This is a genomic window from Aeribacillus sp. SP014, assembly GCF_054055575.1.
The window spans coordinates 3,013,563-3,036,440 of the sequence record NZ_JBSRXI010000001.1; the positions used below are offsets into that span (position 1 = coordinate 3,013,563).

Consider the following 22,878-nt stretch of genomic DNA (forward strand, 5'->3'; position numbering starts at 1 on the left):
CCTTTCATGATTTTATACAGTCGCCTGATGTTTTTCCTTCGCTGTATGTTTGAGTAATATCGCCCTGTTGACAGCATTTAGATAGGCTTTGGCAGATGCTTCAAGCACATCCTGGGCAATGCCGCGTCCTCCCATTTCAATTCCGTCCACGTTAACTTTTACATATACTTGCGCTAACGCATCGCGTCCTCCTGAATTAGATTGGATTCGGTAGTCCAGCAAAGTGACGGACTGCTTCAAACAGCGTTCTAACGTATTGTAAATAGCTTCTACGCTTCCATTTCCTGTCGCAGCCTCTTGAATTTCCTCGTTTTCTTTCGTTTTCAGCGTCACAGTGGCAGACGGGACTCCAGTCGTACCATATGTTACCTGCAGCGCCGCAAGTTCATATGTTCCTTCTTCACCTGTTAATTGTTCTTCTAATACAAGAGCTACAAGATCATCTTCCGTCAATTCTTTTTTCTTTTCAGAAAGTTCCTTAAAAGCAGTGAATAAACGATTTGTCGCTTCTTCATCCATTGTAAAGCCTAATTCCTTGAGCTTTACCCGAAATGCGTGACGACCAGAATGTTTCCCTAATACTAAACTGTTGGACTGTACCCCAACAAGTTCAGGAGATATGATCTCATATGTTGTTTTTTCTTTCAGCACACCGTCTTGATGTATGCCAGATTCATGGGCAAAAGCGTTTTTCCCGACGATCGCTTTGTTTGGCGGAACTATCATTCCTGTCAATTTGCTCACTAAATCACTTGTTCTCTTAATTTCATTTAAGCGGATGTTTGTTTCAACTTTGTAATAGTCTTTTCGAATGTACAGAGCGACAGCCACTTCCTCTAAAGCTGAATTGCCCGCACGCTCTCCAATTCCGTTAATCGTACCTTCAATTTGCCCTGCTCCATGTTCTACAGCGCTGAGAGCGTTCGCTACTGCCATTCCTAAATCGTCGTGGCAATGAGCGGACAAAATGACTTGATCAATGTTTTTCACATTTTGTTTTAAATATTCAAATATTTTGCCATATTCAATCGGAGTGATATAGCCTACAGTATCAGGAATATTGATGACTTTCGCGCCGGCTTCAATCACTTTTTCAACAATTTCCGCCAAAAAATCGAGTTCAGTGCGGCAGGCATCCTCTGCAGACCATTGTATAATAGGAAAAAATTTCGCTGCATATTTGACGGATTCTACTGCACGCTCGATCACTTGCTCCTTCGTCATTTTCAATTTATATTCCCGATGAACAGGCGATGTTGCAATAAACGTATGAAGTCTTGGCTCCGCCCCGTCTTTCAATGCTTCCCACGCCGCATCGATATCTCCTTTAACAGATCTCGCCAATCCTGTAACAGAAGAATTTTTGATTGTTCTGGCAATTTCCTGTACTGAGCGAAAATCGCCTGGAGAGGAGGCAGGAAAGCCTGCCTCAATAATGTCCATTCCAACTCGTTCCAGCTGTTTTGCGATTTCTAATTTTTCTTTTAAGTTTAGGTTTACTCCAGCGGATTGCTCGCCATCTCTTAAGGTTGTGTCAAAAAAGTTAATTTTTCGCACCAGTTACCACCGCTTCCTTATTTTTAGGCTTTACAAACGGCATCATGTCTCTTAACACTCTTCCGACCTGTTCAATTTGATGCTCATTTTCACGATTATTGATCGCGTTAAACTGCGGTCTTCCTACTTGGTTTTCCAAAATCCATTCTTTCGCAAATTTTCCAGTTTGAATATCATTCAATACAGCTTTCATGTTTTCTTTTACATGCGCATCGATTACGCGCGGTCCAGATACAAAATCACCCCATTGAGCTGTATCGGAAATGGAGTATCTCATGTTGGAAAGCCCGCCTTCATACAGTAAATCCACAATTAATTTTAGTTCATGCAAACATTCAAAATATGCAACTTCAGGCTTGTAACCTGCTTCAACAAGCGTTTCAAATCCAGCTTTTACAAGGGATGTTAACCCGCCGCAAAGAACTGCTTGCTCACCGAAAAGATCCGTTTCTGTTTCTTCTTTAAACGTTGTTTCAAGAACGCCGGCACGTGCGGATCCGATTGCTTTTGCATATGCTAAAGCCAATTCTTTCGCTTGACCTGTTACATTTTGTTCAACAGCAATCAATGCCGGAACCCCAGCTCCTTCAGTGTAAGTTCTTCGCACAAGATGACCTGGGCCTTTAGGTGCAACTAAAAATACATCCACATCGCTTGGCGGAACAATTTGATTGAAATGAACGTTAAATCCATGTGCAAATACGAGAGCATTTCCTGCTTTTAGTCCCGGCTTCACTTCATTTTCATAAAGCTCTCTTTGCTTTTCATCCGGAACAAGCACCATGATAATGTCTGCTTCTTCAACAGCTTCACGAACTGTTTTAACTTCCAATCCATCCTCTTGAGCTTTTTCAAATGATTTACCTTTTCTAACGCCAACTACTACATCTACGCCGCTTTCTTTTAAATTTAAAGCATGCGCGTGACCTTGAGAACCATATCCTAAAATCGCTACTTTCTTCCCTTCTAATACAGCTCCGTTAATATCTCCGTTATAGTATACTTTTGTCATTTGTACATCTCCCTTTCTTAAATGTTTTACTATATTTAAAAATGTATTAGACGATTGAAAAAGTTTTTTCGGACTGCTGCAGCTTTTGTGTACCGCGAGGAAAAGCTGTCAGTCCTGTTCTGGCTATTTCCTTGATGCCGTACGGTTTCAATAAGTCAATCAGCGCTTCAATTTTGTTCGGCTCACCTGTTACCTGTACGACAACGCTGTCTCTGCTAACATCAATGATCGATGCGCGAAACGGTTCGATCACACCGTATATTTCCATTCTTGTCGATGGATTTGCAACAACTTTAATTAATGCTAGTTCTCTTGCAACAATTGATTGATTTGTGATATCCATCACTTTCAACACATCAATTTGCTTATTTAATTGCTTTGTAATTTGTTCAACTTCTTTTTCTTCTTTAACATTTACAACAAATGTAATTCGCGAAACGCCTTCTATTTCCGAATGGCCGACAGAAATGCTTTCGATATTATAGTGTCTTTTCGTAAACAGGCCAGTAATTCGGTTTAAAACTCCTGATCTATTCATGACAGTCAGCGTAATGATTCGCTTCATTTCTTTATCCCCACCATTTCATTCAGTCCTTTGCCAGGAGCAATCATTGGATATACGTTTTCTTCCGGTGCTACGACGATTTCAATCAGCTCCGGCTCTCTGTTTGCAAAGCTTTTTTCCAACACTGTCTTAAGATTTTGATGATTTTGGATTCTTACTCCTTTTATTCCAAACGCTTCTGCCAATTTAATAAAATCAGGCTGCGTTTGAAAGACGGAATGAGAATAACGTTTTTCATAAAAGAGTTCTTGCCATTGGCGAACCATACCGAGCGAATTGTTGTTCAGAACGATTACTTTGATTGGCAAATTGTGCTCTTTGATTACCGCAAGCTCTTGGAAGGTCATTTGGAACCCTCCATCACCCAATATCGCGACAACCGTTCTGTTGCGGTCAGCAAACTGCGCGCCGATAGCTGAAGGGAGTCCAAAGCCCATCGTTCCAAGTCCGCCCGATGTCACCCATCTGTTTGGCGAATTAAAGCGATAATATTGCGCAGCCCACATTTGATGCTGGCCTACATCTGTTGTAACAATTGCTTCTCCTTTTGTTTGTTTATAAATTTCTTCGATCACTTCTTGAGGTTTGATTTCATTTTCAGATTTTTCATACCATAATGGATATTCTTTTTTATATTCAGCAAGATGCTGAATCCACTCTTGATGATCGCCTTTATTTCCTTCCTGCTCGATCAAAAGCTTCAATACTTGCTTCGCGTCGCCGACAATCGGAATTTGTGTGGGAACATTTTTACCAATTTCGGCAGGATCAATGTCAATATGTGCTACAGTTGCATTAGGCGCAAAATGTTTAAGATTTCCTGTTACTCTGTCATCAAAGCGGGCTCCGATGCTAATCAATAAGTCGCATTCATAAAGAGCCATGTTAGCCGCGTATGTTCCATGCATTCCTGCCATTCCTAAAAATAGAGGATGATCCGCTGGGAAACTTCCTAATCCAAGTAGAGTGTTTGTGATCGGAATTTGCTGCTGTTCAACATATTCTCTCAGTTCATTCGCAGCATTGGCATGGAGAACGCCGGCACCAGCTAAAATCACCGGTTTTTTTGCACTGCTGACCGATTCCACCAGCCTGCGGATTTGCAAGTAATTCGGCTCTAATTTCGGCTGGTAGCCAGGCAATGACAATTCCATATCATATTCGAAATTGCCTTCCGCCTGTGAAATATCTTTTGGAATATCGATCAATACAGGTCCTGGTCTTCCAGTTGTTGCGATATGAAACGCTTCTTTAACAATTCTCGGTAAATCATTTATATCCCGAACTTGATAATTATGTTTTGTAACGGGCATGGTAATTCCGATCACATCTGCTTCTTGGAAAGCATCAGAACCGATCACAGTTGTTGCTACTTGCCCTGTAAAGACGACGAGCGGCAAAGAATCAATTAATGCATCCGCAAGCCCTGTCACTAAGTTGGTTGCACCAGGTCCTGAAGTGGCAATGACGACACCCGGTTTTCCGGATATACGTGCATATCCTTCAGCAGCATGGATTCCTCCTTGCTCGTGTCTTGTTAAGACGTGAAAGACTCCAGAATTATATAGCTTATCATATATTGGCAAAACGGCTCCACCGGGATAGCCGAAAATGACTTCTACATTTTCCCTTTTTAAGGCTTCGATGAGCATTTCCGACCCCGTCATGGTTGTTGTTGTACATTTGGTTTTCAACTCATCCAACTGTACATTCGCAGTCATGAATATATCCTCCTTTTAAACAGATGTGATAGAATTTTTAGATAATGAAAAACCTTCCCGCCCCTATGAAACCCACTTATAGCAGGCCAAAGGGGCGAGAAGGTTGAATTCCCGCGGTACCACCCTTCTTCGTGATCAAATCGATCACCTCATGAACGGAATATCCGTTCTTTTCCTAACGAGTGCATTGGGATGCACCCGGCCAATCCTACTCGCTGTCCGCTTTCGAAAAGGCACTCGGAGGCGAGTTCATCCTTGGTGATAACGCCGGTTTTCAGCTCCCCCGGCTCTCTGGAGTTATCTTAACCAAAGATTACTAATCCTCTTCATCGTTTTCATCTATAAATTTTTACATTCAATCCTTATACGAAAATTTATGTTTGAGCCTTATAATACGCTGATTTTTCAAAAGTGTCAACACCATTTTTATGAATTATTTGATTATTTTTATGAAACAGTTTTTTGGTAACGTTTACAAACTCATTATTTCAACATTTTATAATACAATGAAAATTTTTTATGCTCTAAATTGAAATAAATATCGATTCCAAACCATTAGGCAAAATGTGCGTAATATTTTATTTAAATTAATTTGAATAGCCAACGTTTTCAACAAATGCGGCAAAAGAAAAAACATCCATTTTATTCGAAATTACACCATTTTTTCTTAAAGGCTCGGCAACCCGAACACTTCAGAAAGAGGGCTGTAATCTGTTTTAAACAGTAATGCAGCATATGTATGTTCTAAAACCTTGAACGTTATTCGATTTTAAATAAAAACCCTTCACTTGAAACGAGCAATTTCGGAAGAAGGAAAAAAGACAAAGTATGTTGTATAAAAAATATTTGGAACAATATATGGTGGAGGAGATTATATGATGAACAAACAAAAGCTTGAATCTTTCTGTCTCAAACTTCCCGGTTCTGTTCATGATTACCAAATTGATTGGGAAGCAGACCGATATAAAGTGGGAGGCAAAATATTTGCGATTATAGGATGTGATTCTGAAGGAAAGCCAATCATCACGTTAAAATGTGATCCGCATCATTCTGAACAATTAAGAGAAAATTACGACGGCGTCATTCCAGGCTACTATATGAACAAAAATCATTGGATCTCAATATATTTTAACACGAACATCCCGGAGGAAATTTTGGAAAACCTGATTTTTCGTTCCTACGAACTTGTTTTTCAAAAATTGCCGAAGAAAATACAAAAGCAAATAAAACTGCAATAACTTAGGAAATAATGACATTGCTGTTTTGGGCGTCACTTATTAGATGTGAACTCCTCCTCAGTGAAAAGCCTCAAATCTTTTTAAATGGAGCTTAGAATTGGATTTGCATCCACGGATTTCGCTTATACACATGCTAGTCTTTTAATGCATAGAAACCATAGGCCTGCAGCAATAAATTTTTAAACATTGAAACGATAAAAAGCAGAGCAAGCTAAATCCTTACTCTGTCTAATAAACTGTATTAATTATTTTTTTAAATTACTAATTGTTCTAAAGCATGTTCATTGTATTTATTAAGATCTACAATATCAAACCCGATAAAATGTTCAAACTCTTTATCAGAAAAGCAAAAATTAATTCCTTTATATTGGAATTTATTTTTTACTTCTTGATTTCTGACAGACGAAACGAAAAAGTATTACCATTTTTCTTATATATTTTCTCTGCCCCAGCTAATTTAGATAATTGTTGGGCTGCAAGTCCAAAAATTCAATCCCCACAATCCTATCATGATGATCAATATCGAGCACTAAAAATTCATTGTACATTCAATATCATATGGAAAATCTGCAGGGAAAATATATAAATAGGCTAATTTAGCTTCACTGTCATACGTTATTCTAGGTTCGATTTTATCCTTTACTTCGTTATCTTTTTTCTTCGTCATAATAAAAAACAACCTCCCAATGCTAGTGATAAAAATAGTGATAAAACGGAAAGTGACCGTATCTCTGACCGTATCACTAGACGCATTAGAAGGTTGATATAACGGGCTTCATCGCCCATTTTCGTAGCGTCCCAGGAGAGATTCGAACTCCCGACCGACGGCTTAGAAGGCCGCTGCTCTATCCAGCTGAGCTACTGGGACATTGGATAATTTTTTATTATTTTTTCGAAAGACAATGTTTATTATAATTTCATGCTAAAAGTATGTCAACTACTTTTTTAAAAAAAATTTTTTGAGGGAGAAAAATTCTCCCTCAAGGAAGAGTGGTTAAGCAAATTGGAATTTAGTGGACAAGTTTGAAATTTTCTCTCCATGAAGATTGTAAAAATCTACAATTGCTTGGCCATTCATCAATTCTAGTATAGCATAAGTTTTTTCATTTCTCATCCTCGGAAGGAAAATACTTCCTGGATTAATAAACAATGTCCCGTCTACAAGCTCGACTCCGGCTATATGCGAATGGCCGAAACAAACAATGTTTGCTTGCGCTTCCTCTGCACGATATTTTAATTTCATTAAAGTCGTTTTGACAGAATATAAATGGCCATGGGTGATAAAAAAGCGATAGGTTCCAATTGTTTCAATGATTTCATTCGGGAAGTTTCCAAGGAAATCGCAATTTCCTTTCACGATCAACATATCTTGAATTTGTTCCGCTCCATCATTCAGCTCTGAATCACCGCAATGGATGATTGCTTCTACTTCGTTTATATGCCTTTTCTTAATTTCCACAAGCTCATCCGTAAGACCGTGACTATCACTTATAATTAAAACTTTCACGATTAGCCTCTCCCCAATCGCCTATTAATTTTTCTAGTTTCTTCAAAGCTTTTGCACGATGGCTGATTTCGTTTTTTTCGAACTGCTCTAGTTGAGCCATCGTTTTTTCTTTGCCGTCCACAAGAAAAATAGGATCATATCCAAAGCCATTGTCACCGCAAGGTTCAGTTGTAATTTGTCCTTCACACACACCTTCCACCGTCATCGTTTCACGGTCTGGAGCAGCAAACGCCAAAACACATATGAACCTTGCTTTTCGATTTTCAACGCCTTCCATTTTTTTTAAAACCTTTTGAATATTTTTTTGATCATCTTTTTCATTTCCTGCATATCGGGCCGAATAAACCCCCGGTTCGCCATTTAAAGCATCAATCGAAAGCCCGGAATCATCTGCAACAACGGGTTTATTAAGCAATTGGCTGATTGTCTCCGCTTTTAGAACAGCATTTTCATAAAAAGTTTGGCCGGTTTCTTCAACATCTGGCAAATTCGGATAATCCAACAGTGACTTGACCTGTATTCCTTTTTTTTCTAACATCGCGCGAAATTCTTCGATTTTCCCTTTGTTTTTGGTGGCGATCACCAATTCTTTCATGAGCATCCCTCTTCCCGCTGATCCCTGTTATTGATAATTTTTGCAGTCCATTCCCCTAATGCCGCTTTTTGTTTTTCGATTAGTTCCAAAATTCCTTTTTCAGCATATTCCAACAGTAAGTTCAGCTCTTCTTTTGAAAACGTGGATTCTTCTCCAGTTCCCTGCAATTCAACAAAATGGCGGCTTGATGTCATAACAACATTCATATCAACTTTTGCCGCTGAGTCCTCTTCATAATTCAAATCTAAAATGACTCCGTGTTCAGGAACGATCCCTACAGACGTAGCTGCTAAAAAATCTGTTACAGGATATGTATCTAGTACACCGTCATTGAATAATTTACCGAGAGCGAGATTTATTGCAACATAAGAACCTGTTATGGAAGCCGTTCTCGTTCCCCCGTCCGCTTGAATTACATCGCAATCAATCCATAATGTTCTTTCACCCAGTTTCTCCAAATCAACTACTGCACGCAAGCTTCTTCCAATCAGCCGTTGAATTTCCATTGTCCTTCCGGAGATTTTTCCTTTTGATGCCTCCCGGACCGTTCTTTGAGCCGTTGCACGCGGAAGCATGGAATATTCTGCGGTAATCCATCCTTTCCCTTCACCTCTCATAAAAGGAGGGACACGGTCTTCTACACTTGCGCTGCATATCACTTTTGTATCTCCAACCGTTATTAAAACAGACCCTTCCGGATGCTTCAAATAATCCGTTACTATTGTGACTTCTCTTAACTCATCTTGATTTCTGCCATCAAGGCGCATTGTTTTTTCCCTCCTACCAACTGCAATGTACGAAAACATGAAAGAAGAGGCAGCTATCATGCTCGCCTCTAAAGTCTCATTCTTATAGTATATCAAAAATAGATGTTTAAAAACTACCTGTGTTTACATTTTCAGGTCTTGACACTGGCTCTGACAAACTTTTTCCATCTTCATTCACAAGGTCTTGCTTGCCGTTCACTTTTAGTGCTACTTTTTCTATTCCTTCCTGCTCCGTCAATGTAAGCACAAGGGAGTTTATAACATGATTGGAAACGATCTTTTTCTCCTCATCATAGCTTCCATAAATCGCTTCGTTGAAGTTTAAAGTGACTTGACCGTCTTCATATTTTGGCTTTTCAATCAGCTTCACTTCAGACTGAAACTCGCTTAATAATCCGCTTGAACGGTCTGGACCTTCAACTAATGCGTTAACAGCAGCTACGACTTCGTCTTTTTCTTCATTGCTGATCCTCTTTGTCACGGGAACATAATATACGTTATCCCCTTCTTCCCCAATATAATACACGGTTAGAGGATGAGTATTCGTAATATCAACAGCATCGCTCGTATCAATATTGATGCCGTCTTTTCTAGTCGTTCCTTCGCCGATTGGGGTTCCGTTTACTGGCATTTCTTTCAGTTCATGGCCGTTCACCCAGAGCTTTACTTTATTAATATTTTTAAATTGGGTTAATGTCCATGTAATTGCCTGCAAAATTTTTTCTTCATCTTCCGGCTTGTAGTTAGTAAATTCATTTGAGAAATCTACAATAGCCGTTCCGTCTTTAATATCTACTCCTTTAACAACTGTATCTTCCGGCAATACCGCACGGAACCCGTTCGGGAGAATGTTTGAAACGGGCCCTCCAGCCACTAAATATTCAACGGCTTGTTTGGCTACTTCCTTCGTGTTAGGCAGCTCCAATGTTTGTGGAACGACCATTCCGTTTTTGTCAATTAAATACAGAACTCTTTTCACCGTTTCCTTTGAGGATTCCTCTTTGTCGGACGCTGATTTCGCTGAGTCTAATTGCTGATCTAGCTGATCCCCGTCCTCCAAATAGGTAATATCCTGCGGCGGATCTATTTCTTGTTTTGAACTCTTGCTTCCAAATGAAGAACACCCTGAAAGCAAAACAAAAGTAGCCAAAACTGCTGCTGTCACATTCACCCATCTGTTTTTTGGCATAACAATCCCTCCTAAGGCAGTTTGTACTACTATGTATACGAGCATTGACAAAAAATAGACCAGCTCCAACCAAAAATTCAATGGACAAAAAAACAGCTTGCTCATTTAGAGCAAACTGTTTTCGTTAAAGTTATACTTTCTACATGATCAATGTGATGACCGAACCATTTTGAAGCAATCTTTTGAAACATTTGTTTCGACCCAGTAGTTAAAAATTTGTGGTTTTTATTGCCATCCTCTTGGTTTAAACAATGATGAAAGGATAAAATAGCGCTCACTTCCCGGGCTGTTTCATCTCCCGAGGTGATTATTTTTACGTCTTTCCCGATATATTTTTGAATTAAAGGCCGTAATAGAGGATAATGTGTGCATCCTAAAATAAGCGTATCAATTCTCTTTCCTTTAAAAGGAAGTAAAGATTCTGCAACAATATATTCCGCCCGTTCACCTTCAAATTCGCCGCTTTCTACTAACGGCACAAACTCAGGGCAAGCGAGACTCTCCACAATGACGGAACTATTAATCGTTTTGAGCGCACGAACGTACGCGCCGCTCGATATAGTTCCTTTTGTTCCGATTACACCAATATGGCCTGAGCGTGTAGCATTTATGGCAGCTCTTGCCCCTGGTTGAATTACACCAATCACAGGTATATCAAGTTGTTCTTGAATTTCTTTTAATACAACTGCTGTTGCAGTATTACAAGCAATGACAAGCATTTTGATATGAAAGTTTGAAATTAAATAGTTGGTCAGCTCCCATGTAAATTGTCGAATTTCCGTTTTCGGCCTCGGGCCGTACGGACATCGGGCGGTATCACCCAAATAAATTAATTCTTCTTTTGGAAGCTGCCTCATCAACTCTTTAACAACAGTTAATCCACCAACACCTGAATCAATAACTCCAATTGGTCTATTCAAAAAATCGCCTCTATTCTTTCATTTCTTGTTGCAATTTTGCTAATAGCTTTTCCAATTGAACAATTTCTTGATCCGAGAAGTTTTTCAAAACTTCTCTTAAATATTCTTGCCGCTTCGCTAATGCAGCCTCGATAACGCGTTGTCCATTTTCAAGCAATTGAATCCTGACTAATCGACGATCCTTTTCGTCCTTCACCCATTTAACAAGATTGTTTTTTTCCATTCGATCAATTAAATCCGTGATCGTGCTGCATGCAAGATACATTTTATTTGAAAGTTCTCCAATTGTCATGTTTCCTGATTCATTCAATAACAGAAGCGCGTCAAATTGCGGAGGAGTAATCGAGTAGTTGCTTAAAATATCACGGCCCTTCTTTTTTAAGATCGCAGCTATGCAGCGGAGGGATTTTTCTATTTCTTCAACAGTATTGAAAACGTACGTCATAACGGGGAACCCTTTCTTTCAAGATTAACAGATAAGATCAAATCTATTTTCCATTTTTTTATGTAAAATTTCAAGCATAGCCGTATTTTCAAAATGTGGAAAGACGAATTTTTTCAAAAAGTCACAAGCCTTTTTAAGAAGCCAATGATTCATAGAAAAAGAGTAAAACAAACTCTTTCCTTATCAATCTAAAAAAGGCAGCCGACGGCGAAGTTCCACTAAGGCTGCCTCTACTGTTTAAAGCTTTAGTTCTCCCATACGAAGAAGTTCTACGACTGCTTGTGAGCGCCCTTTCACACCTAATTTTTGCATAGCATTTGAAATATGGTTCCGCACCGTCTTTTCACTTATGAAAAGTTCACTGGCTATTTCTCTTGTAGTCTTATCTTGCACTAATAACTCAAATACTTCTCTCTCTCTCTTTGTTAGCAGCGGCTTTGGCTGAAAATCCTTCTCATTCAAGTATTGTAACCCTCCTTGCAGATGAGAGCCAGTCGACAGGATGGATTTAAAAATTGTCACCATATAGTATGATCGCAAAAAGATGACCGTGACAAGATTCATAAAAGAAAGGTGCATTTTAGGCGAAAAGAAGCTTCTTTACGTTAAAGGGACTCGTTTGAAGGAGGAAATGTTCGAGAAAGATTCAACCGTTTCTAAAATTAGGAACACCTTGACATTGCAAGGTGTTCCTTTTTCACAATATACATCAGCTGTCAATATAGTCGCTTCCGAACATTTTACGAAATGCGTGAACAGTTGTTTCTCTATTTAATGCTGCAATCGATGTTGTAAGCGGAATTCCTTTTGGACAGGATTGAACGCAGTTTTGGGAATTTCCGCAGTTCGCAAGTCCGCCGTCGCCCATAATAGCTTCCAAGCGTTCTGATTTATGCATCGCGCCTGTCGGATGAGCGTTAAACAAACGAACTTGTGATAATGGCGCTGGACCGATGAAGTTCGATTTGCTGTTTACGTTTGGACAAGCTTCAAGGCATACGCCGCACGTCATACATTTTGAAAGCTCATATGCCCATTGGCGTTTTTTCTCAGGCATTCTTGGTCCTGGTCCTAAGTCATACGTACCGTCAATTGGTATCCATGCTTTTACTTTTTTCAAAGAGTCAAACATGCGGCTGCGGTCTACTTGAAGATCGCGAATAACCGGGAATGTGCGCATCGGCTCGAGACGAATAGGCTGTTCCAACTGATCAATAAGCGCTGTACATGATTGGCGTGGCTTCCCGTTAATGACCATTGAACAAGCACCGCATACTTCCTCTAAACAGTTCATATCCCATGTCACAGGCGTTGTTTTTTCGCCTTTGGCATTAACAGGATTACGGCGAATTTCCATTAAGGCCGAAATAACGTTCATATTCGGACGATATGGCACTTCAAATTCTTCTTGATATGGTTCCGTGTCTGGTCGATCCTGTCTAGTGATAATAAACCGCACTTTTTTTTCACTCATTGTTTACTCCCCCTTTTCTCCCAGCTTTTTTAATGTTTCTTCGTATAGTCACGCACACGAGGCTTAATGAGTGATACATCAACATCTTCGTAGTGGAATTTAGGAGCTTCCTTCAAGCCGGCAAACGTTGCCATAGTTGTTTTGAGCCACTCTTCATCATTTCGTTCCGGAAATTCTGGTTTATAGTGAGCACCTCGGCTTTCATTACGGTTATAAGCCCCAAGCGTAATAACCCGAGCCAACACAAGCATGTTTCTCAACTGGCGAGTAAAGCTTGCGCCTTGGTTGCTCCATTTCGCAGTATCGTTAATATTAATTCTTTCCCAACGTTCCATAAGCTCTTGAATTTTTTCATCTGTTTTTAGAAGTTTATCATTGTAGCGCACGACTGTAACATTATCCGTCATCCATTCACCAAGCTCTTTATGAAGAACGTAAGCATTTTCGTTTCCATCCATTTTCAGGATTTCGTCCCATTTGCTTTGTTCTTCTTTTACGCGTGCATCATATAATGTGGATGGTAAATCGTCAGCTGATTTTTCCAATCCATTCATATATTCAACAGCTTTTGGTCCTGCAACCATACCACCGTAAATTGCAGAAAGCAATGAGTTTGCTCCAAGCCGGTTCGCACCATGCTGAGAGTAATCGCATTCACCAGCTGCAAACAAACCAGGGATGTTTGTCATTTGATCGTAATCGATCCATAGACCTCCCATAGAATAATGGACGGCAGGGAAAATTTTCATCGGCACTTTTCTTGGATCTTCACCCATGAATTTTTCATAAATTTCGATAATACCGCCTAGTTTAATATCAAGCTCTTTTGGATCTTTATGAGAAAGATCAAGATATACCATGTTTTCGCCATTAATGCCTAATTTCAAGTCTACACATACATGGAATATTTCTCTCGTTGCAATATCACGAGGAACAAGGTTTCCATATGCCGGATATTTTTCTTCAAGGAAATACCATGGTTTTCCGTCTTTATATGTCCAAATTCTTCCGCCTTCGCCGCGTGCAGACTCGCTCATTAATCGAAGCTTGTCATCTCCAGGGATGGCTGTCGGATGAATTTGTATAAATTCCCCGTTTGCATAATAAGCTCCTTGCTGATAAACGATAGAAGCAGCCGATCCCGTATTAATCACAGAGTTTGTTGATTTACCAAAGATAATTCCAGGTCCTCCTGTCGCCATTATTACGGCATTCGAACGGAAAGCTTGAATCTCCATTGATTTTAAATCTTGAGCAACGATGCCGCGGCAGCGTCCTTCATCATCTTGTATGATTCCTAAAAACTCCCAGCCTTCATATTTCGTCACAAGACCTGCTACTTCGTGACGTCGAACTTGCTCGTCCAATGCATATAAAAGCTGTTGTCCAGTTGTTGCTCCGGCAAACGCTGTCCGGTGATGCTGTGTTCCTCCAAAACGACGGAAATCCAACAATCCTTCTGGTGTACGGTTAAACATAACACCCATGCGATCTAAAAGGTTAATAATTCCCGGTGCTGCTTCACACATCGCTTTAACCGGTGGCTGGTTAGCCAAAAAGTCTCCGCCATAAATCGTATCATCAAAGTGGATCCACGGAGAGTCTCCTTCTCCTTTCGTATTTACCGCCCCGTTGATCCCTCCTTGAGCACATACTGAATGGGAACGTTTTACAGGTACTAACGAGAATAAGTCAACAGACACTCCGGCTTCCGCAGCCTTTATAGTTGCCATTAAGCCAGCCAAGCCGCCGCCGACAACAATTAATTTTCCTTTACTCATTTTTTCGCCCACTCCCTTGAACGCAATTTAGTTAGATTAGACAAACGCAAAAATGGCACGAAGACCTACGATTGAAAGCAACACAAAAATACCTATTGTCACATAAGTTGAGACTAGCTGAGATTTTGGAGTAACCGTAATTCCCCAGCTGACTGCAAAAGACCATAGACCGTTGGAAAAATGGAAAATCGCTGAAAGAACGCCTACTATGTAAAACACTAAACTAACAGGATTGCTTAAAATGGATTCCATCATATCAAAATTAACTTCAGCCCCAAACATCGCGGCAATACGAGTTTCCCATACATGCCATGCAATAAAAACAAGGGTAATAATACCAGTTACACGTTGAAGCAGGAACATCCAATTGCGGAAATAGCCAAAGCGGCCTACATTGTTTTTTGCTGTGAAAGCAATATAAATCCCATAAATGGCGTGGTATAACAGAGGAAGGAAAATAATGAAAATTTCCAGAAAATAGCGGAATGGTAAATTTTCCATAAAATGCGCTGCGTTGTTAAATGCTTCTTCGCCCCTTGTGGCGAAATGGTTGACAGTCAGGTGTTGAATTAAAAATACGCCAATCGGTACAACACCTAAAAGTGAATGTAGTCTGCGGTTTGCAAATTCTCTGTTACCAGACATATGCGTTTACCCCCTAATCTTAATAATTTGAAAGATTTCTTAAAAATCTCCTGCTCCCCCTGCTTGGCATGTAAAAATCCGCCGACAAAATATGACGAAATCTTAAAATAATAGGACAAATTCATTGTACTCCCATAAAGTAGTACCGTCAAGAAAACGTCTACAAAGTATTATTCAGTAAAATCATTTTTTCTGATCGGAAAATAGAATATTTCCCGTATCCGAAATTGATTTTATAAACTCTTTCATCTTATGTGAAAGCTGATATAATATAATTGTTCGCTAGAAAGAGGGGAAACGATTGAAAGAGCTGTCATATCACGATCAATTAAAAGAATTAGAAGAAATAACCTTACATCCTTTTAGCGTTTTGCTGCTTCGCGACTATTTACTTCCTGAACTTCTAGGAAAAGAGCATCATTCCATTTTGTATTGGGCAGGCAAACAGCTAGCTCGAAAAATTCAATTATCTACGTTAGAAGAACTTATATCTTTTTTTTCATCAGCCGGATGGGGCGATCTTCATATTATTCGCCAGAAAAAAAACGAAATGGAATTTGAATTAACAGGCCAATTGATCGAAAAAAGGATGAAGCTTTTCAAAGATTTATCCTTCCAACTAGAAGCAGGATTTATCGCGCAGCAAATCGAATGTATGAACGGTGCCGTCACAGAAGCGTATGAACAGATAAACAAACGCTTAAACAAAGTTATTTTCATTGTAAAATGGGATGAAAAAGATAAAATTTAACAGAATGAAAGGGCAGTAGGAGGATTTAAAAGCTTCCTCCTATTTGTTTTATTACATCGCTATTCGCTGAAATATTGTAAAATGTTTTGTGCTGTTTTTTCAGGCATTCCTGCCTGTTTTAGCTCTTCAAGCGATGCCTTTTTAATATTTTCAACGGAACCGAACGATTTTAACAGTTGTTTTTTACGCTTAGGTCCTATGCCGGGGATTTCATCTAATACAGACTTAAACGTATTCTTTTGGCGGACTTGTCGATGAAACGTAATGGCAAAGCGGTGCACTTCATCTTGAATGCGCTGAAGCAAATAAAATTCTTGGCTGCTTCTTGACAATTGAACAGCAGCTTCCCGGTTTCCAAGAAGCAAATCGCTCGTTTTGTGCTTGTCATCTTTCACAAGCCCGGCAACAGGAACGTCAAGTCCCAGTTCGTTTTCTAATACATCCATAGCTGCTTGTACCTGTCCTTTTCCTCCATCAACAATAATAAGGTCCGGCAACGGCAGCTCCTCCTTCAGCACTCTAGTATATCGCCTGCGAATTACTTCCCTCATCGATTCATAATCATCAGGCCCGCTGACTGTTTTTATTTTAAACTTTCGATACTCTTTTCTCGCAGGTTTTCCATCTATGAAAACAACCATAGCCGAAACAGCGTCCGCGCCTTGAATATTGGAATTGTCAAAAGCTTCAATCCGATGTGGTGTAGGAATATTCAACTGCTTTCCTAAATTTTCAATTGCTTTGATCGTCCTTTCTTCATCTCGTTCAATGAGTGAAAACTTCTCTTTTAACGAAATTTTTGCATTTTGATAAGCTAGCTGTACGAGATCTTTCTTTTTTCCTTTCTTTGGTTTGCTGACCTGTACTTGTACTAAAGCTCGAACCATTTCCTCATTGACATCTTCCGGAATGACTATTTCTTTCGGAAGAAAATGGTCGTTCTTTGCGTAAAATTGACCAATAAATGTTAAAAATTCCTCCTCTGGCTCTTGGTACAGAGGGAAAATGGACACATCCCGTTCTATCAGTTTTCCTTGCCTGATAAAAAATACTTGGACGCACATCCATCCTTTATCGTAATAATAAGCAAATACATCGCGATCAATAAAATCATTGAGAACCATTTTTTGCTTTTCCATTGTTGCTTCGATATGCGCGATTTGGTCCCGATATTCTTTTGCCCTTTCAAATTCAAGATTTTCTGCACATTTCAGCATTTTTTCTGTTAATTCTTTTTTGATCTCCTTATATCCACCATTTAAAAAACGGATGATGCTTTCCACCATTTGTTTGTTCGTTTCTTCGGAAACTTCGTGAACACAAGGCGCAAGACACTGGCCCATATGATAATAGATGCAAACCCGGTCTGGAAGCGAATTGCATTTTCTCAAAGGATACATGCGGTCAAGCAGCTTTTTTGTCTCTCTCGCAGCTTGGACGTTTGCATACGGTCCAAAGTATTTTCCCTTATCTTTTTTTACTTTTCGTGTGACGATCAGCCGCGGATGGCGCTCGGAAGTAATTTTAATATACGGATAGCTTTTATCATCTTTTAGATTGACATTGTATTTCGGTTCATGTTTTTTAATTAAATTCATTTCTAATAGAAGCGCCTCAATATTCGAGGATGTTACGATATATTCAAAATCGGCAATTTCTTGAACGAGTCTTAACGTTTTTCCGTCATGTGATCCAGTAAAGTAGGAACGAACCCGGTTTTTCAATACTTTTGCCTTTCCAACATAAATGACGGTTCCGTTTTTGTCCTTCATTAAATAACAGCCAGGCTTATTCGGAAGAAGCGAAAGTTTTTCTTTTAAATGCTCATACATCGGTAAAACACTCCAACTTATTCTAATCTGTGCTGGATTTATTCAGCCGTTTTCATTTAAAAGCAAGAAGGCGCTCCAAAAGGTAACTTTCGTGAGCGCCTCTTTTTATATTTTATATTACAAATGTTTGTTAAGCAATTGCGCTAAAGCTTCTTTCGGCTGGTAACCGATCGCTTTATCCACTGCTTCACCATTTTTAAAGACGATTAACGTCGGAATGCTCATGACTCCGTATTGACCGGCAGTTTCTTGATTTTCATCCACGTTAAGCTTAACAATTTTTACTTTGTCACCAAGTTCTTGATCCAATTCTTCAAGGACTGGGGCAATCATTTTACATGGACCGCACCAAGGCGCCCAGAAATCTGCCAATACTACACCCTCGCTTGTTTCTTGGGAAAAATTCTGGTCAGTAACGTTTACAATTGCCATCTTAATTCCTCCTAATTCACTTTTTCTATGTGAAGTATACCATGTTCTTTCGCTTGAAGCGAATGTTTTGATCTGCAACTATTTTTTCATATTTTTTGTATTTTATGTACGTCGTGACCCGTCTCCACTTATACTAGGAGGAATGGATTTGTTCAAAAAAATACGAGTCCATTCAGGACACGTTAAGAGGAATGGATTTTTAATTTTTTAAATTCTTCCGTAAGCATTGGCACAACTTCAAATAAATCTCCGACAATACCGTAGTCTGCGACGTTGAAAATGTTCGCTTCCGGATCTTTATTGATTGCAACAATTACTTTAGAATTCGACATTCCCGCTAAATGCTGAATGGCTCCAGAAATTCCGCAGGCAATATATAAATCCGGTGTAACGACTTTTCCCGTTTGTCCGATTTGCAGCGAGTAGTCACAATAGTTTGCATCACAGGCACCGCGTGACGCCCCTACTGCTCCTCCGAGCACAGATGCCAATTCTTTTAACGGTTCAAACCCTTCTGCACTTTTTACCCCTCTCCCTCCGGCAACGATCACCTTTGCTTCAGATAAGTCAACGCCTTCCGCTGCATTTTGGACAACCTCACGCACGATCGTGCGCAGATCTTTTATTTCTACCGATATGGAAGCAACTTCTCCGCTCCTTGATTCATTTTTTTCGAGAGGTGGAATATTGTTCGGACGAACGGTCGCAAAAATAATCCCATCCGTTATGATTTTTTTCTCAAAAGCTTTTCCTGAATAGATCGGTCTTGTGAAAACAACGTTACCGCCCACTATTTCTACAGCGGTAGCATCAGAAATAAGACCTGCGTTTAATTTAGCCGCTATTTTTGGAGATAAATCTTTGCCTAATGCCGTATGTCCGAAAATAATAGCGTCAGGCTTTTCACTGTCAATGATCGCCATGACAGCTTGTGAATACCCGTCCGGACTATAATATTTCAATTTTTCATCTTCCACGATGACAACCCTATCCGCTCCATAATAAATCATGTCATTTGCAAGCGTTCTAACGTTCTCCTCCAATTAATCCGGCGACCACCTCTCCGCCTTCGGATATTATCTTGCCGGCTGCAAGCGCTTCAAATGATACGTTCCTTAAAAATTGATCCCTTATTTCTCCCAATACGAACACTTTTCGAGCCATTTTTTCATCCCCCTGCTATATTCGTCTCCACTAAATAACTTTTGCTTCTGATCTCAATAAAGAAACAAGTTCCTTCACTTGATCCTGCAGTTCCCCTTGCAATATTTTTCCTGCTTCTTTTTTAGGCGGCAAATAAATTTCTAACGTTTTTGTTTTCGGCATGACATCTTCTTCTTCAAGATCTAAATCATCAAGCTCCAACTCTTCAAGGGGTTTTTTCTTTGCCTTCATAATTCCCGGCAAAGACGGGTATCTCGGTTCGTTTAAACCTTGTTGGGCAGTTACTAAAAGAGGGAGTGTTGTTTCAATGATTTCCGAATCCCCTTCAACATCTCTCACAATTTTCACGTTTTTTCCATCTATTTCAATATTTGTGATCGTTGTGACATACGGAATGTCAAGAAGCTCCGCCAAACGGGGGCCTACTTGGCCAGATCCTCCGTCAATGGCAACGTTTCCAGCTAATATAATGTCCGCTTCTTTATCCTTCAAAAATTCATATAGAATTTTTGCTGTTGTAAATTGATCTCCATCTTCCAAATCTTCCTCAATATTTATTAAGACAGCTTTATCGCATCCCATCGCAAGAGCCGTTCTCAGCTCTTTTTCGCTTTCTTCTGATCCTACTGTAACAACAGTTACTTCTCCGCCATGAGCCTCCTTAAGCTGCAGCGCTTCTTCAATGGCATATTCATCATAAGGGTTTATGATGAATTCTGCATCATCCTCGGAGATTGATCCGTTTTCAATTAAAATTTTTTCTTCTGTGTCAAAAGTTCTTTTCATAAGGACAAAAATATTCACCTTTCCCATCCCCTTTTTAAAAATTGATCATTCTCTTTTTATGAATGATTGCTTTTAAATCCGTTGATTAACAGCTCAGGAATTTTTTCTGCAATTGCGAGGAGATCGTATTTTTGATCTTTCATTACCCACGTTGTCGCCGTTTCGTCCATCGTCCCAAAAATCATTTGTCTTGCCAGCCTTAAATCCAAATCTTGTCGAAACTCTCCCGTTTTTTTTCCGAATTCGATCACTTCGTCTATTACTTTCAAATATTCTTTAAAAATTTCATTTATGCGCCGGCGCAATTCTTTGTTTACTTGCCGCAATTCCAATTGAAGAACCACTGCCAAATTCCGATCATGAACTAGCATTTGAAAATGCTTTTCGATCAGCGCAAACAATTTTTCTGCAGCAGTCTGCTTTGCATCAATGCTTTTTTTCACTTCAGCGATATGATTCATCAATCTTTCTCGAAAAAGGGAGATTAAAATATCCTCCTTGTTTTTAAAATACAAATAAATCGTTCCATCTGCTACGCCCGCCTGTTTGGCAATTTTCGAAACCTGAGCGGAATGATAGCCGTTCTCCGCAATGACGACAATAGCTGCATCAATGATTTGTTTATATTTTGCCTTTTTTTCTTTCAACGTGTATCTTCCCTTCAAAATGAATGAATGGTCATTCATTTATATGATATTTAGATTAAGCCTTTTTGTCAAGCATTGAGGGAAGTTTTTATTCTCGTTCAAAACCGATAGATGTCCGTTTTATATTTTTCTTTCTTCCTCTACTAGTTTTCTTCTTAAAATTTTTCCTACTGCTGTTTTCGGAAGCTCGTCGCGAAATTCGTATTTTTTCGGCACTTTGTACGGGGCAAGATGTTTTCGGGCGAATTGGTCAAGCTCTTGCTCCGTAAGCTGTGCTCCTCCCTTTGGTACAACATAAGCTTTCACGGTCTCGCCTCTGTAAGGATCCGGAACACCTGCAACGACAACCTCTTTAACCTTTTCATTAGCATACAACACTTCTTCTATCTCGCGGGGATAAATGTTGTACCCGCCAGCAATAATCATATCTTTTTTACGATCGACAATATAAAAGAATCCGTCTTCATCCATATAGCCGATATCTCCTGTAAAAAGCCATCCGTCTTTGAAAACCGCTTCCGTTTCCTCTCGGTTGTTCCAGTAGCCTTTCATCACCTGCGGTCCTTTTACAATAAGCTCGCCGAATTCGTTGACATCTGCAAATCCTTCTTTTTCAGCCGAATAAATGGCTGCATGCGTATTGGGCCAAGGGATGCCAATGCTTCCTTTTTTCTTGACATCTGAATAAAATAAGTTTGCATGCGTAACGGGAGAAGCTTCCGAGAGCCCATATCCTTCAACAAGCTTCCCGCCTGTTTCTTTTTCAAAGCGCTCCTGAATTTCTACCGGAAGAGGAGCCGAACCGCTGATACAATATTTAACCGAGGACAAGTCGTATTTTCGCAAATCTTTATGATTTAAAAGAGCGACATAAATCGTTGGCACTCCTGGAAAAAGCGTTGGCTTTTCTTTTTCAATCGCTTTCAAAATTTCGGTTGAATCAAATTTGGGGATTAAAATCATTTTAAAACCTTCCATGATCGATAAATTCATTACAGTCGTCATGCCATATACGTGAAAAAAAGGCAAAACTCCTAGTATGGACTCTTCTCCTTTCCTGCATTTATACATCCAGGCAGCACACATTTTCGTATTGGAAATTAAGTTTTCATGCGTCAACATCACCCCTTTAGGCGTCCCTGTCGTCCCTCCTGTATATTGCAAAAGGGCAATATCTTCTTTCGGATCAATATTTACTGTCAATTCTTTAGCAGGCGATGTTTTTAAGATCTCTGTCCATACATGAACACCATTTGCTGCGTTTACCTTTATTAAAAGATTTTGCTCCTTCTTTTGAATGAGCGGGTATAGAAGATTTTTTGGGAAAGGCAAATACTCTTGGATCTTTGTTATTATGATATGTTTGATATTTGTGAGAGATTTCAATTTCGAGGCTTTTGGATAGAAAAGATCTAATGTAATGAGATGTGTAGCACTGCTGTCATTCAACTGGTACTCCAGCTCTGATTCTGTATAAAGAGGGTTCAATTGAACGACTATTCCGCCTGCCTCCAGAACTGCATAATAAGCAATAACTGCCTGTGGACAGTTTGGAAGCATAATCGCTGCCCGATCCCCTTTTTCAAACCCTGTTTGCTCCAAATAATTAGCCAATTGAAGCATCTGTTCGTATAGCTTGCGGTACGTAATGTTCTTTCCAAGAAATGAAACGGCTGTATGATTCGGAAACTGATTAGCCGTATCTTGAAAATATTTGGAAAGCGGCTTATTCTCCCAAGAGATATTATGCGGAATTTCCGAGGGATAAAAATTGAGCCAAGGTTTTTGACATTCCATTTATCTCCTCTCCTTTGAAAAATAATGATGATTTTATTTCATTATATCAAAAT

The 22,878-nt window shown here is 39.6% G+C and carries 21 protein-coding genes, 1 tRNA gene, 1 pseudogene and 1 other annotated feature; of the genes and pseudogenes, 2 read left to right on the forward strand and 21 right to left on the reverse strand.

The genetic code is table 11. The annotated features are described in order from the left end of the window. Nucleotides 1-12: 12 nt before the first annotated feature. The 4 genes from ACVIJU_RS14735 to ilvB are packed head-to-tail and all read right to left on the reverse strand — an operon-like array spanning nucleotide 13 to nucleotide 4,855. The gene (locus tag ACVIJU_RS14735) at nucleotides 13-1,557 is read right to left on the reverse strand and encodes a 2-isopropylmalate synthase (protein WP_063387456.1); all 1,545 of its coding nucleotides are present in this window, start codon (nucleotides 1,555-1,557) and stop codon (nucleotides 13-15) included. Then, entirely contained in the window at nucleotides 1,544-2,602 is a 1,059-nt protein-coding gene (gene ilvC / locus ACVIJU_RS14740; RefSeq protein ID WP_257790183.1) for a ketol-acid reductoisomerase, read from the reverse strand. Before ilvC ends, ACVIJU_RS14735 begins: the two co-directional genes overlap by 14 nt. A gap of 13 nt (nucleotides 2,603-2,615) precedes the next feature. Continuing rightward, nucleotides 2,616-3,134 carry an acetolactate synthase small subunit gene (gene ilvN / locus ACVIJU_RS14745; protein ID WP_063387454.1) on the reverse strand — a complete coding sequence of 173 codons (519 nt, stop codon included), beginning with the start codon at nucleotides 3,132-3,134 and terminating at the stop codon, nucleotides 2,616-2,618. Then, nucleotides 3,131-4,855, reverse strand: a complete 1,725-nt coding sequence (gene ilvB, locus ACVIJU_RS14750; RefSeq protein WP_063387453.1) for an acetolactate synthase large subunit — start codon at nucleotides 4,853-4,855, stop codon at nucleotides 3,131-3,133. Before ilvB ends, ilvN begins: the two co-directional genes overlap by 4 nt. 87 nt (nucleotides 4,856-4,942) lie before the next feature. Next, nucleotides 4,943-5,194, reverse strand: a binding site (T-box leader). A gap of 539 nt (nucleotides 5,195-5,733) precedes the next feature. On the opposite strand from ilvB, the gene ACVIJU_RS14755 reads away from it, so the two are divergent. Next, on the forward strand, nucleotides 5,734-6,093 hold the full coding sequence (locus ACVIJU_RS14755; protein ID WP_063387491.1) for an MmcQ/YjbR family DNA-binding protein: 360 nt from the start codon (nucleotides 5,734-5,736) through the stop codon (nucleotides 6,091-6,093). A gap of 794 nt (nucleotides 6,094-6,887) precedes the next feature. On the opposite strand, the gene ACVIJU_RS14760 is transcribed toward ACVIJU_RS14755, so the two are convergent. The 11 genes from ACVIJU_RS14760 to ACVIJU_RS14810 all read right to left on the reverse strand — a co-directional run bounded on the left by ACVIJU_RS14760 (nucleotide 6,888) and on the right by ACVIJU_RS14810 (nucleotide 15,416). Next, a tRNA-Arg gene (locus ACVIJU_RS14760) sits at nucleotides 6,888-6,961 on the reverse strand. 126 nt (nucleotides 6,962-7,087) lie between these two features. Continuing rightward, nucleotides 7,088-7,600 (reverse strand): metallophosphoesterase family protein, encoded by a 513-nt coding sequence (locus tag ACVIJU_RS14765; RefSeq protein ID WP_063387452.1) that lies wholly within the window; start codon nucleotides 7,598-7,600, stop codon nucleotides 7,088-7,090. After that, complete coding sequence (locus ACVIJU_RS14770) at nucleotides 7,578-8,195, reverse strand: XTP/dITP diphosphatase (protein ID WP_327847818.1); 618 nt, start codon at nucleotides 8,193-8,195, stop codon at nucleotides 7,578-7,580. Before ACVIJU_RS14770 ends, ACVIJU_RS14765 begins: the two co-directional genes overlap by 23 nt. Then, on the reverse strand, nucleotides 8,192-8,962 hold the full coding sequence (rph, locus tag ACVIJU_RS14775; RefSeq protein WP_063387450.1) for a ribonuclease PH: 771 nt from the start codon (nucleotides 8,960-8,962) through the stop codon (nucleotides 8,192-8,194). The genes ACVIJU_RS14770 and rph overlap by 4 nt, the downstream gene beginning before the upstream one ends. A 106-nt stretch (nucleotides 8,963-9,068) precedes the next feature. Further along, the gene (locus tag ACVIJU_RS14780) at nucleotides 9,069-10,151 is read right to left on the reverse strand and encodes a GerMN domain-containing protein (protein ID WP_456687714.1); all 1,083 of its coding nucleotides are present in this window, start codon (nucleotides 10,149-10,151) and stop codon (nucleotides 9,069-9,071) included. Nucleotides 10,152-10,252: 101 nt separating this feature from the next. Further along, nucleotides 10,253-11,071 carry a glutamate racemase gene (gene racE / locus ACVIJU_RS14785; RefSeq protein WP_066252185.1) on the reverse strand — a complete coding sequence of 273 codons (819 nt, stop codon included), beginning with the start codon at nucleotides 11,069-11,071 and terminating at the stop codon, nucleotides 10,253-10,255. Between the two features lie 10 nt (nucleotides 11,072-11,081). Beyond that, the gene (locus ACVIJU_RS14790; RefSeq protein ID WP_456687715.1) at nucleotides 11,082-11,516 is read right to left on the reverse strand and encodes a MarR family winged helix-turn-helix transcriptional regulator; all 435 of its coding nucleotides are present in this window, start codon (nucleotides 11,514-11,516) and stop codon (nucleotides 11,082-11,084) included. 237 nt (nucleotides 11,517-11,753) lie between these two features. Next, a complete protein-coding gene (locus tag ACVIJU_RS14795; protein WP_063387446.1) occupies nucleotides 11,754-11,978 on the reverse strand; it encodes a helix-turn-helix domain-containing protein in 225 nt (74 codons plus the stop codon). A gap of 247 nt (nucleotides 11,979-12,225) precedes the next feature. Then, the gene (sdhB, locus tag ACVIJU_RS14800; protein WP_063387445.1) at nucleotides 12,226-12,990 is read right to left on the reverse strand and encodes a succinate dehydrogenase iron-sulfur subunit; all 765 of its coding nucleotides are present in this window, start codon (nucleotides 12,988-12,990) and stop codon (nucleotides 12,226-12,228) included. A 29-nt stretch (nucleotides 12,991-13,019) separates the two neighbouring features. Next, nucleotides 13,020-14,771 (reverse strand): succinate dehydrogenase flavoprotein subunit, encoded by a 1,752-nt coding sequence (sdhA, locus tag ACVIJU_RS14805; RefSeq protein ID WP_066247775.1) that lies wholly within the window; start codon nucleotides 14,769-14,771, stop codon nucleotides 13,020-13,022. Nucleotides 14,772-14,807: 36 nt separating this feature from the next. Then, the gene (locus ACVIJU_RS14810; RefSeq protein WP_063387443.1) at nucleotides 14,808-15,416 is read right to left on the reverse strand and encodes a succinate dehydrogenase cytochrome b558 subunit; all 609 of its coding nucleotides are present in this window, start codon (nucleotides 15,414-15,416) and stop codon (nucleotides 14,808-14,810) included. Between the two features lie 301 nt (nucleotides 15,417-15,717). Between ACVIJU_RS14810 and ACVIJU_RS14815 the strand changes: the two genes are divergently transcribed. Beyond that, on the forward strand, nucleotides 15,718-16,167 hold the full coding sequence (locus tag ACVIJU_RS14815) for a YslB family protein (RefSeq protein ID WP_456687716.1): 450 nt from the start codon (nucleotides 15,718-15,720) through the stop codon (nucleotides 16,165-16,167). A 59-nt stretch (nucleotides 16,168-16,226) separates the two neighbouring features. On the opposite strand, the gene uvrC is transcribed toward ACVIJU_RS14815, so the two are convergent. The 6 genes and pseudogenes from uvrC to ACVIJU_RS14845 all read right to left on the reverse strand — a co-directional run bounded on the left by uvrC (nucleotide 16,227) and on the right by ACVIJU_RS14845 (nucleotide 22,825). Continuing rightward, nucleotides 16,227-17,999, reverse strand: coding sequence for an excinuclease ABC subunit UvrC (gene uvrC / locus ACVIJU_RS14820; protein WP_094246311.1), 1,773 nt, complete (start codon nucleotides 17,997-17,999; stop codon nucleotides 16,227-16,229). A gap of 117 nt (nucleotides 18,000-18,116) precedes the next feature. After that, nucleotides 18,117-18,431, reverse strand: coding sequence for a thioredoxin (gene trxA, locus ACVIJU_RS14825; RefSeq protein ID WP_063387440.1), 315 nt, complete (start codon nucleotides 18,429-18,431; stop codon nucleotides 18,117-18,119). 182 nt (nucleotides 18,432-18,613) lie between these two features. Continuing rightward, a pseudogene (locus ACVIJU_RS14830) lies at nucleotides 18,614-19,595 on the reverse strand (electron transfer flavoprotein subunit alpha/FixB family protein). A gap of 30 nt (nucleotides 19,596-19,625) precedes the next feature. After that, nucleotides 19,626-20,399 (reverse strand): electron transfer flavoprotein subunit beta/FixA family protein, encoded by a 774-nt coding sequence (locus ACVIJU_RS14835; RefSeq protein ID WP_063387438.1) that lies wholly within the window; start codon nucleotides 20,397-20,399, stop codon nucleotides 19,626-19,628. 38 nt (nucleotides 20,400-20,437) lie between these two features. Continuing rightward, entirely contained in the window at nucleotides 20,438-21,028 is a 591-nt protein-coding gene (locus ACVIJU_RS14840; protein ID WP_063387437.1) for a TetR/AcrR family transcriptional regulator, read from the reverse strand. A 120-nt stretch (nucleotides 21,029-21,148) separates the two neighbouring features. Further along, on the reverse strand, nucleotides 21,149-22,825 hold the full coding sequence (locus ACVIJU_RS14845; RefSeq protein WP_094246314.1) for a long-chain-fatty-acid--CoA ligase: 1,677 nt from the start codon (nucleotides 22,823-22,825) through the stop codon (nucleotides 21,149-21,151). Between the last annotated feature and the right edge of the window lie 53 nt (nucleotides 22,826-22,878).

Excerpts from the sequence above, each read along its gene's own strand:
- ilvN (WP_063387454.1), bottom strand. The coding sequence starts at position 3,134 with ATGAAGCGAATCATTACGCTGACTGTCATGAATAGATCAGGAGTTTTA.
- ilvB (WP_063387453.1), bottom strand. The coding sequence starts at position 4,855 with ATGACTGCGAATGTACAGTTGGATGAGTTGAAAACCAAATGTACAACA.
- ACVIJU_RS14755 (WP_063387491.1), top strand. The coding sequence starts at position 5,734 with ATGAACAAACAAAAGCTTGAATCTTTCTGTCTCAAACTTCCCGGTTCT.
- ACVIJU_RS14770 (WP_327847818.1), bottom strand. The coding sequence starts at position 8,195 with ATGAAAGAATTGGTGATCGCCACCAAAAACAAAGGGAAAATCGAAGAA.
- rph (WP_063387450.1), bottom strand. The coding sequence starts at position 8,962 with ATGCGCCTTGATGGCAGAAATCAAGATGAGTTAAGAGAAGTCACAATA.
- ACVIJU_RS14780 (WP_456687714.1), bottom strand. The coding sequence starts at position 10,151 with ATGCCAAAAAACAGATGGGTGAATGTGACAGCAGCAGTTTTGGCTACT.
- ACVIJU_RS14790 (WP_456687715.1), bottom strand. The coding sequence starts at position 11,516 with ATGACGTACGTTTTCAATACTGTTGAAGAAATAGAAAAATCCCTCCGC.
- sdhB (WP_063387445.1), bottom strand. The coding sequence starts at position 12,990 with ATGAGTGAAAAAAAAGTGCGGTTTATTATCACTAGACAGGATCGACCA.
- sdhA (WP_066247775.1), bottom strand. The coding sequence starts at position 14,771 with ATGAGTAAAGGAAAATTAATTGTTGTCGGCGGCGGCTTGGCTGGCTTA.
- ACVIJU_RS14810 (WP_063387443.1), bottom strand. The coding sequence starts at position 15,416 with ATGTCTGGTAACAGAGAATTTGCAAACCGCAGACTACATTCACTTTTA.
- uvrC (WP_094246311.1), bottom strand. The coding sequence starts at position 17,999 with ATGTATGAGCATTTAAAAGAAAAACTTTCGCTTCTTCCGAATAAGCCT.
- trxA (WP_063387440.1), bottom strand. The coding sequence starts at position 18,431 with ATGGCAATTGTAAACGTTACTGACCAGAATTTTTCCCAAGAAACAAGC.
- ACVIJU_RS14845 (WP_094246314.1), bottom strand. The coding sequence starts at position 22,825 with ATGGAATGTCAAAAACCTTGGCTCAATTTTTATCCCTCGGAAATTCCG.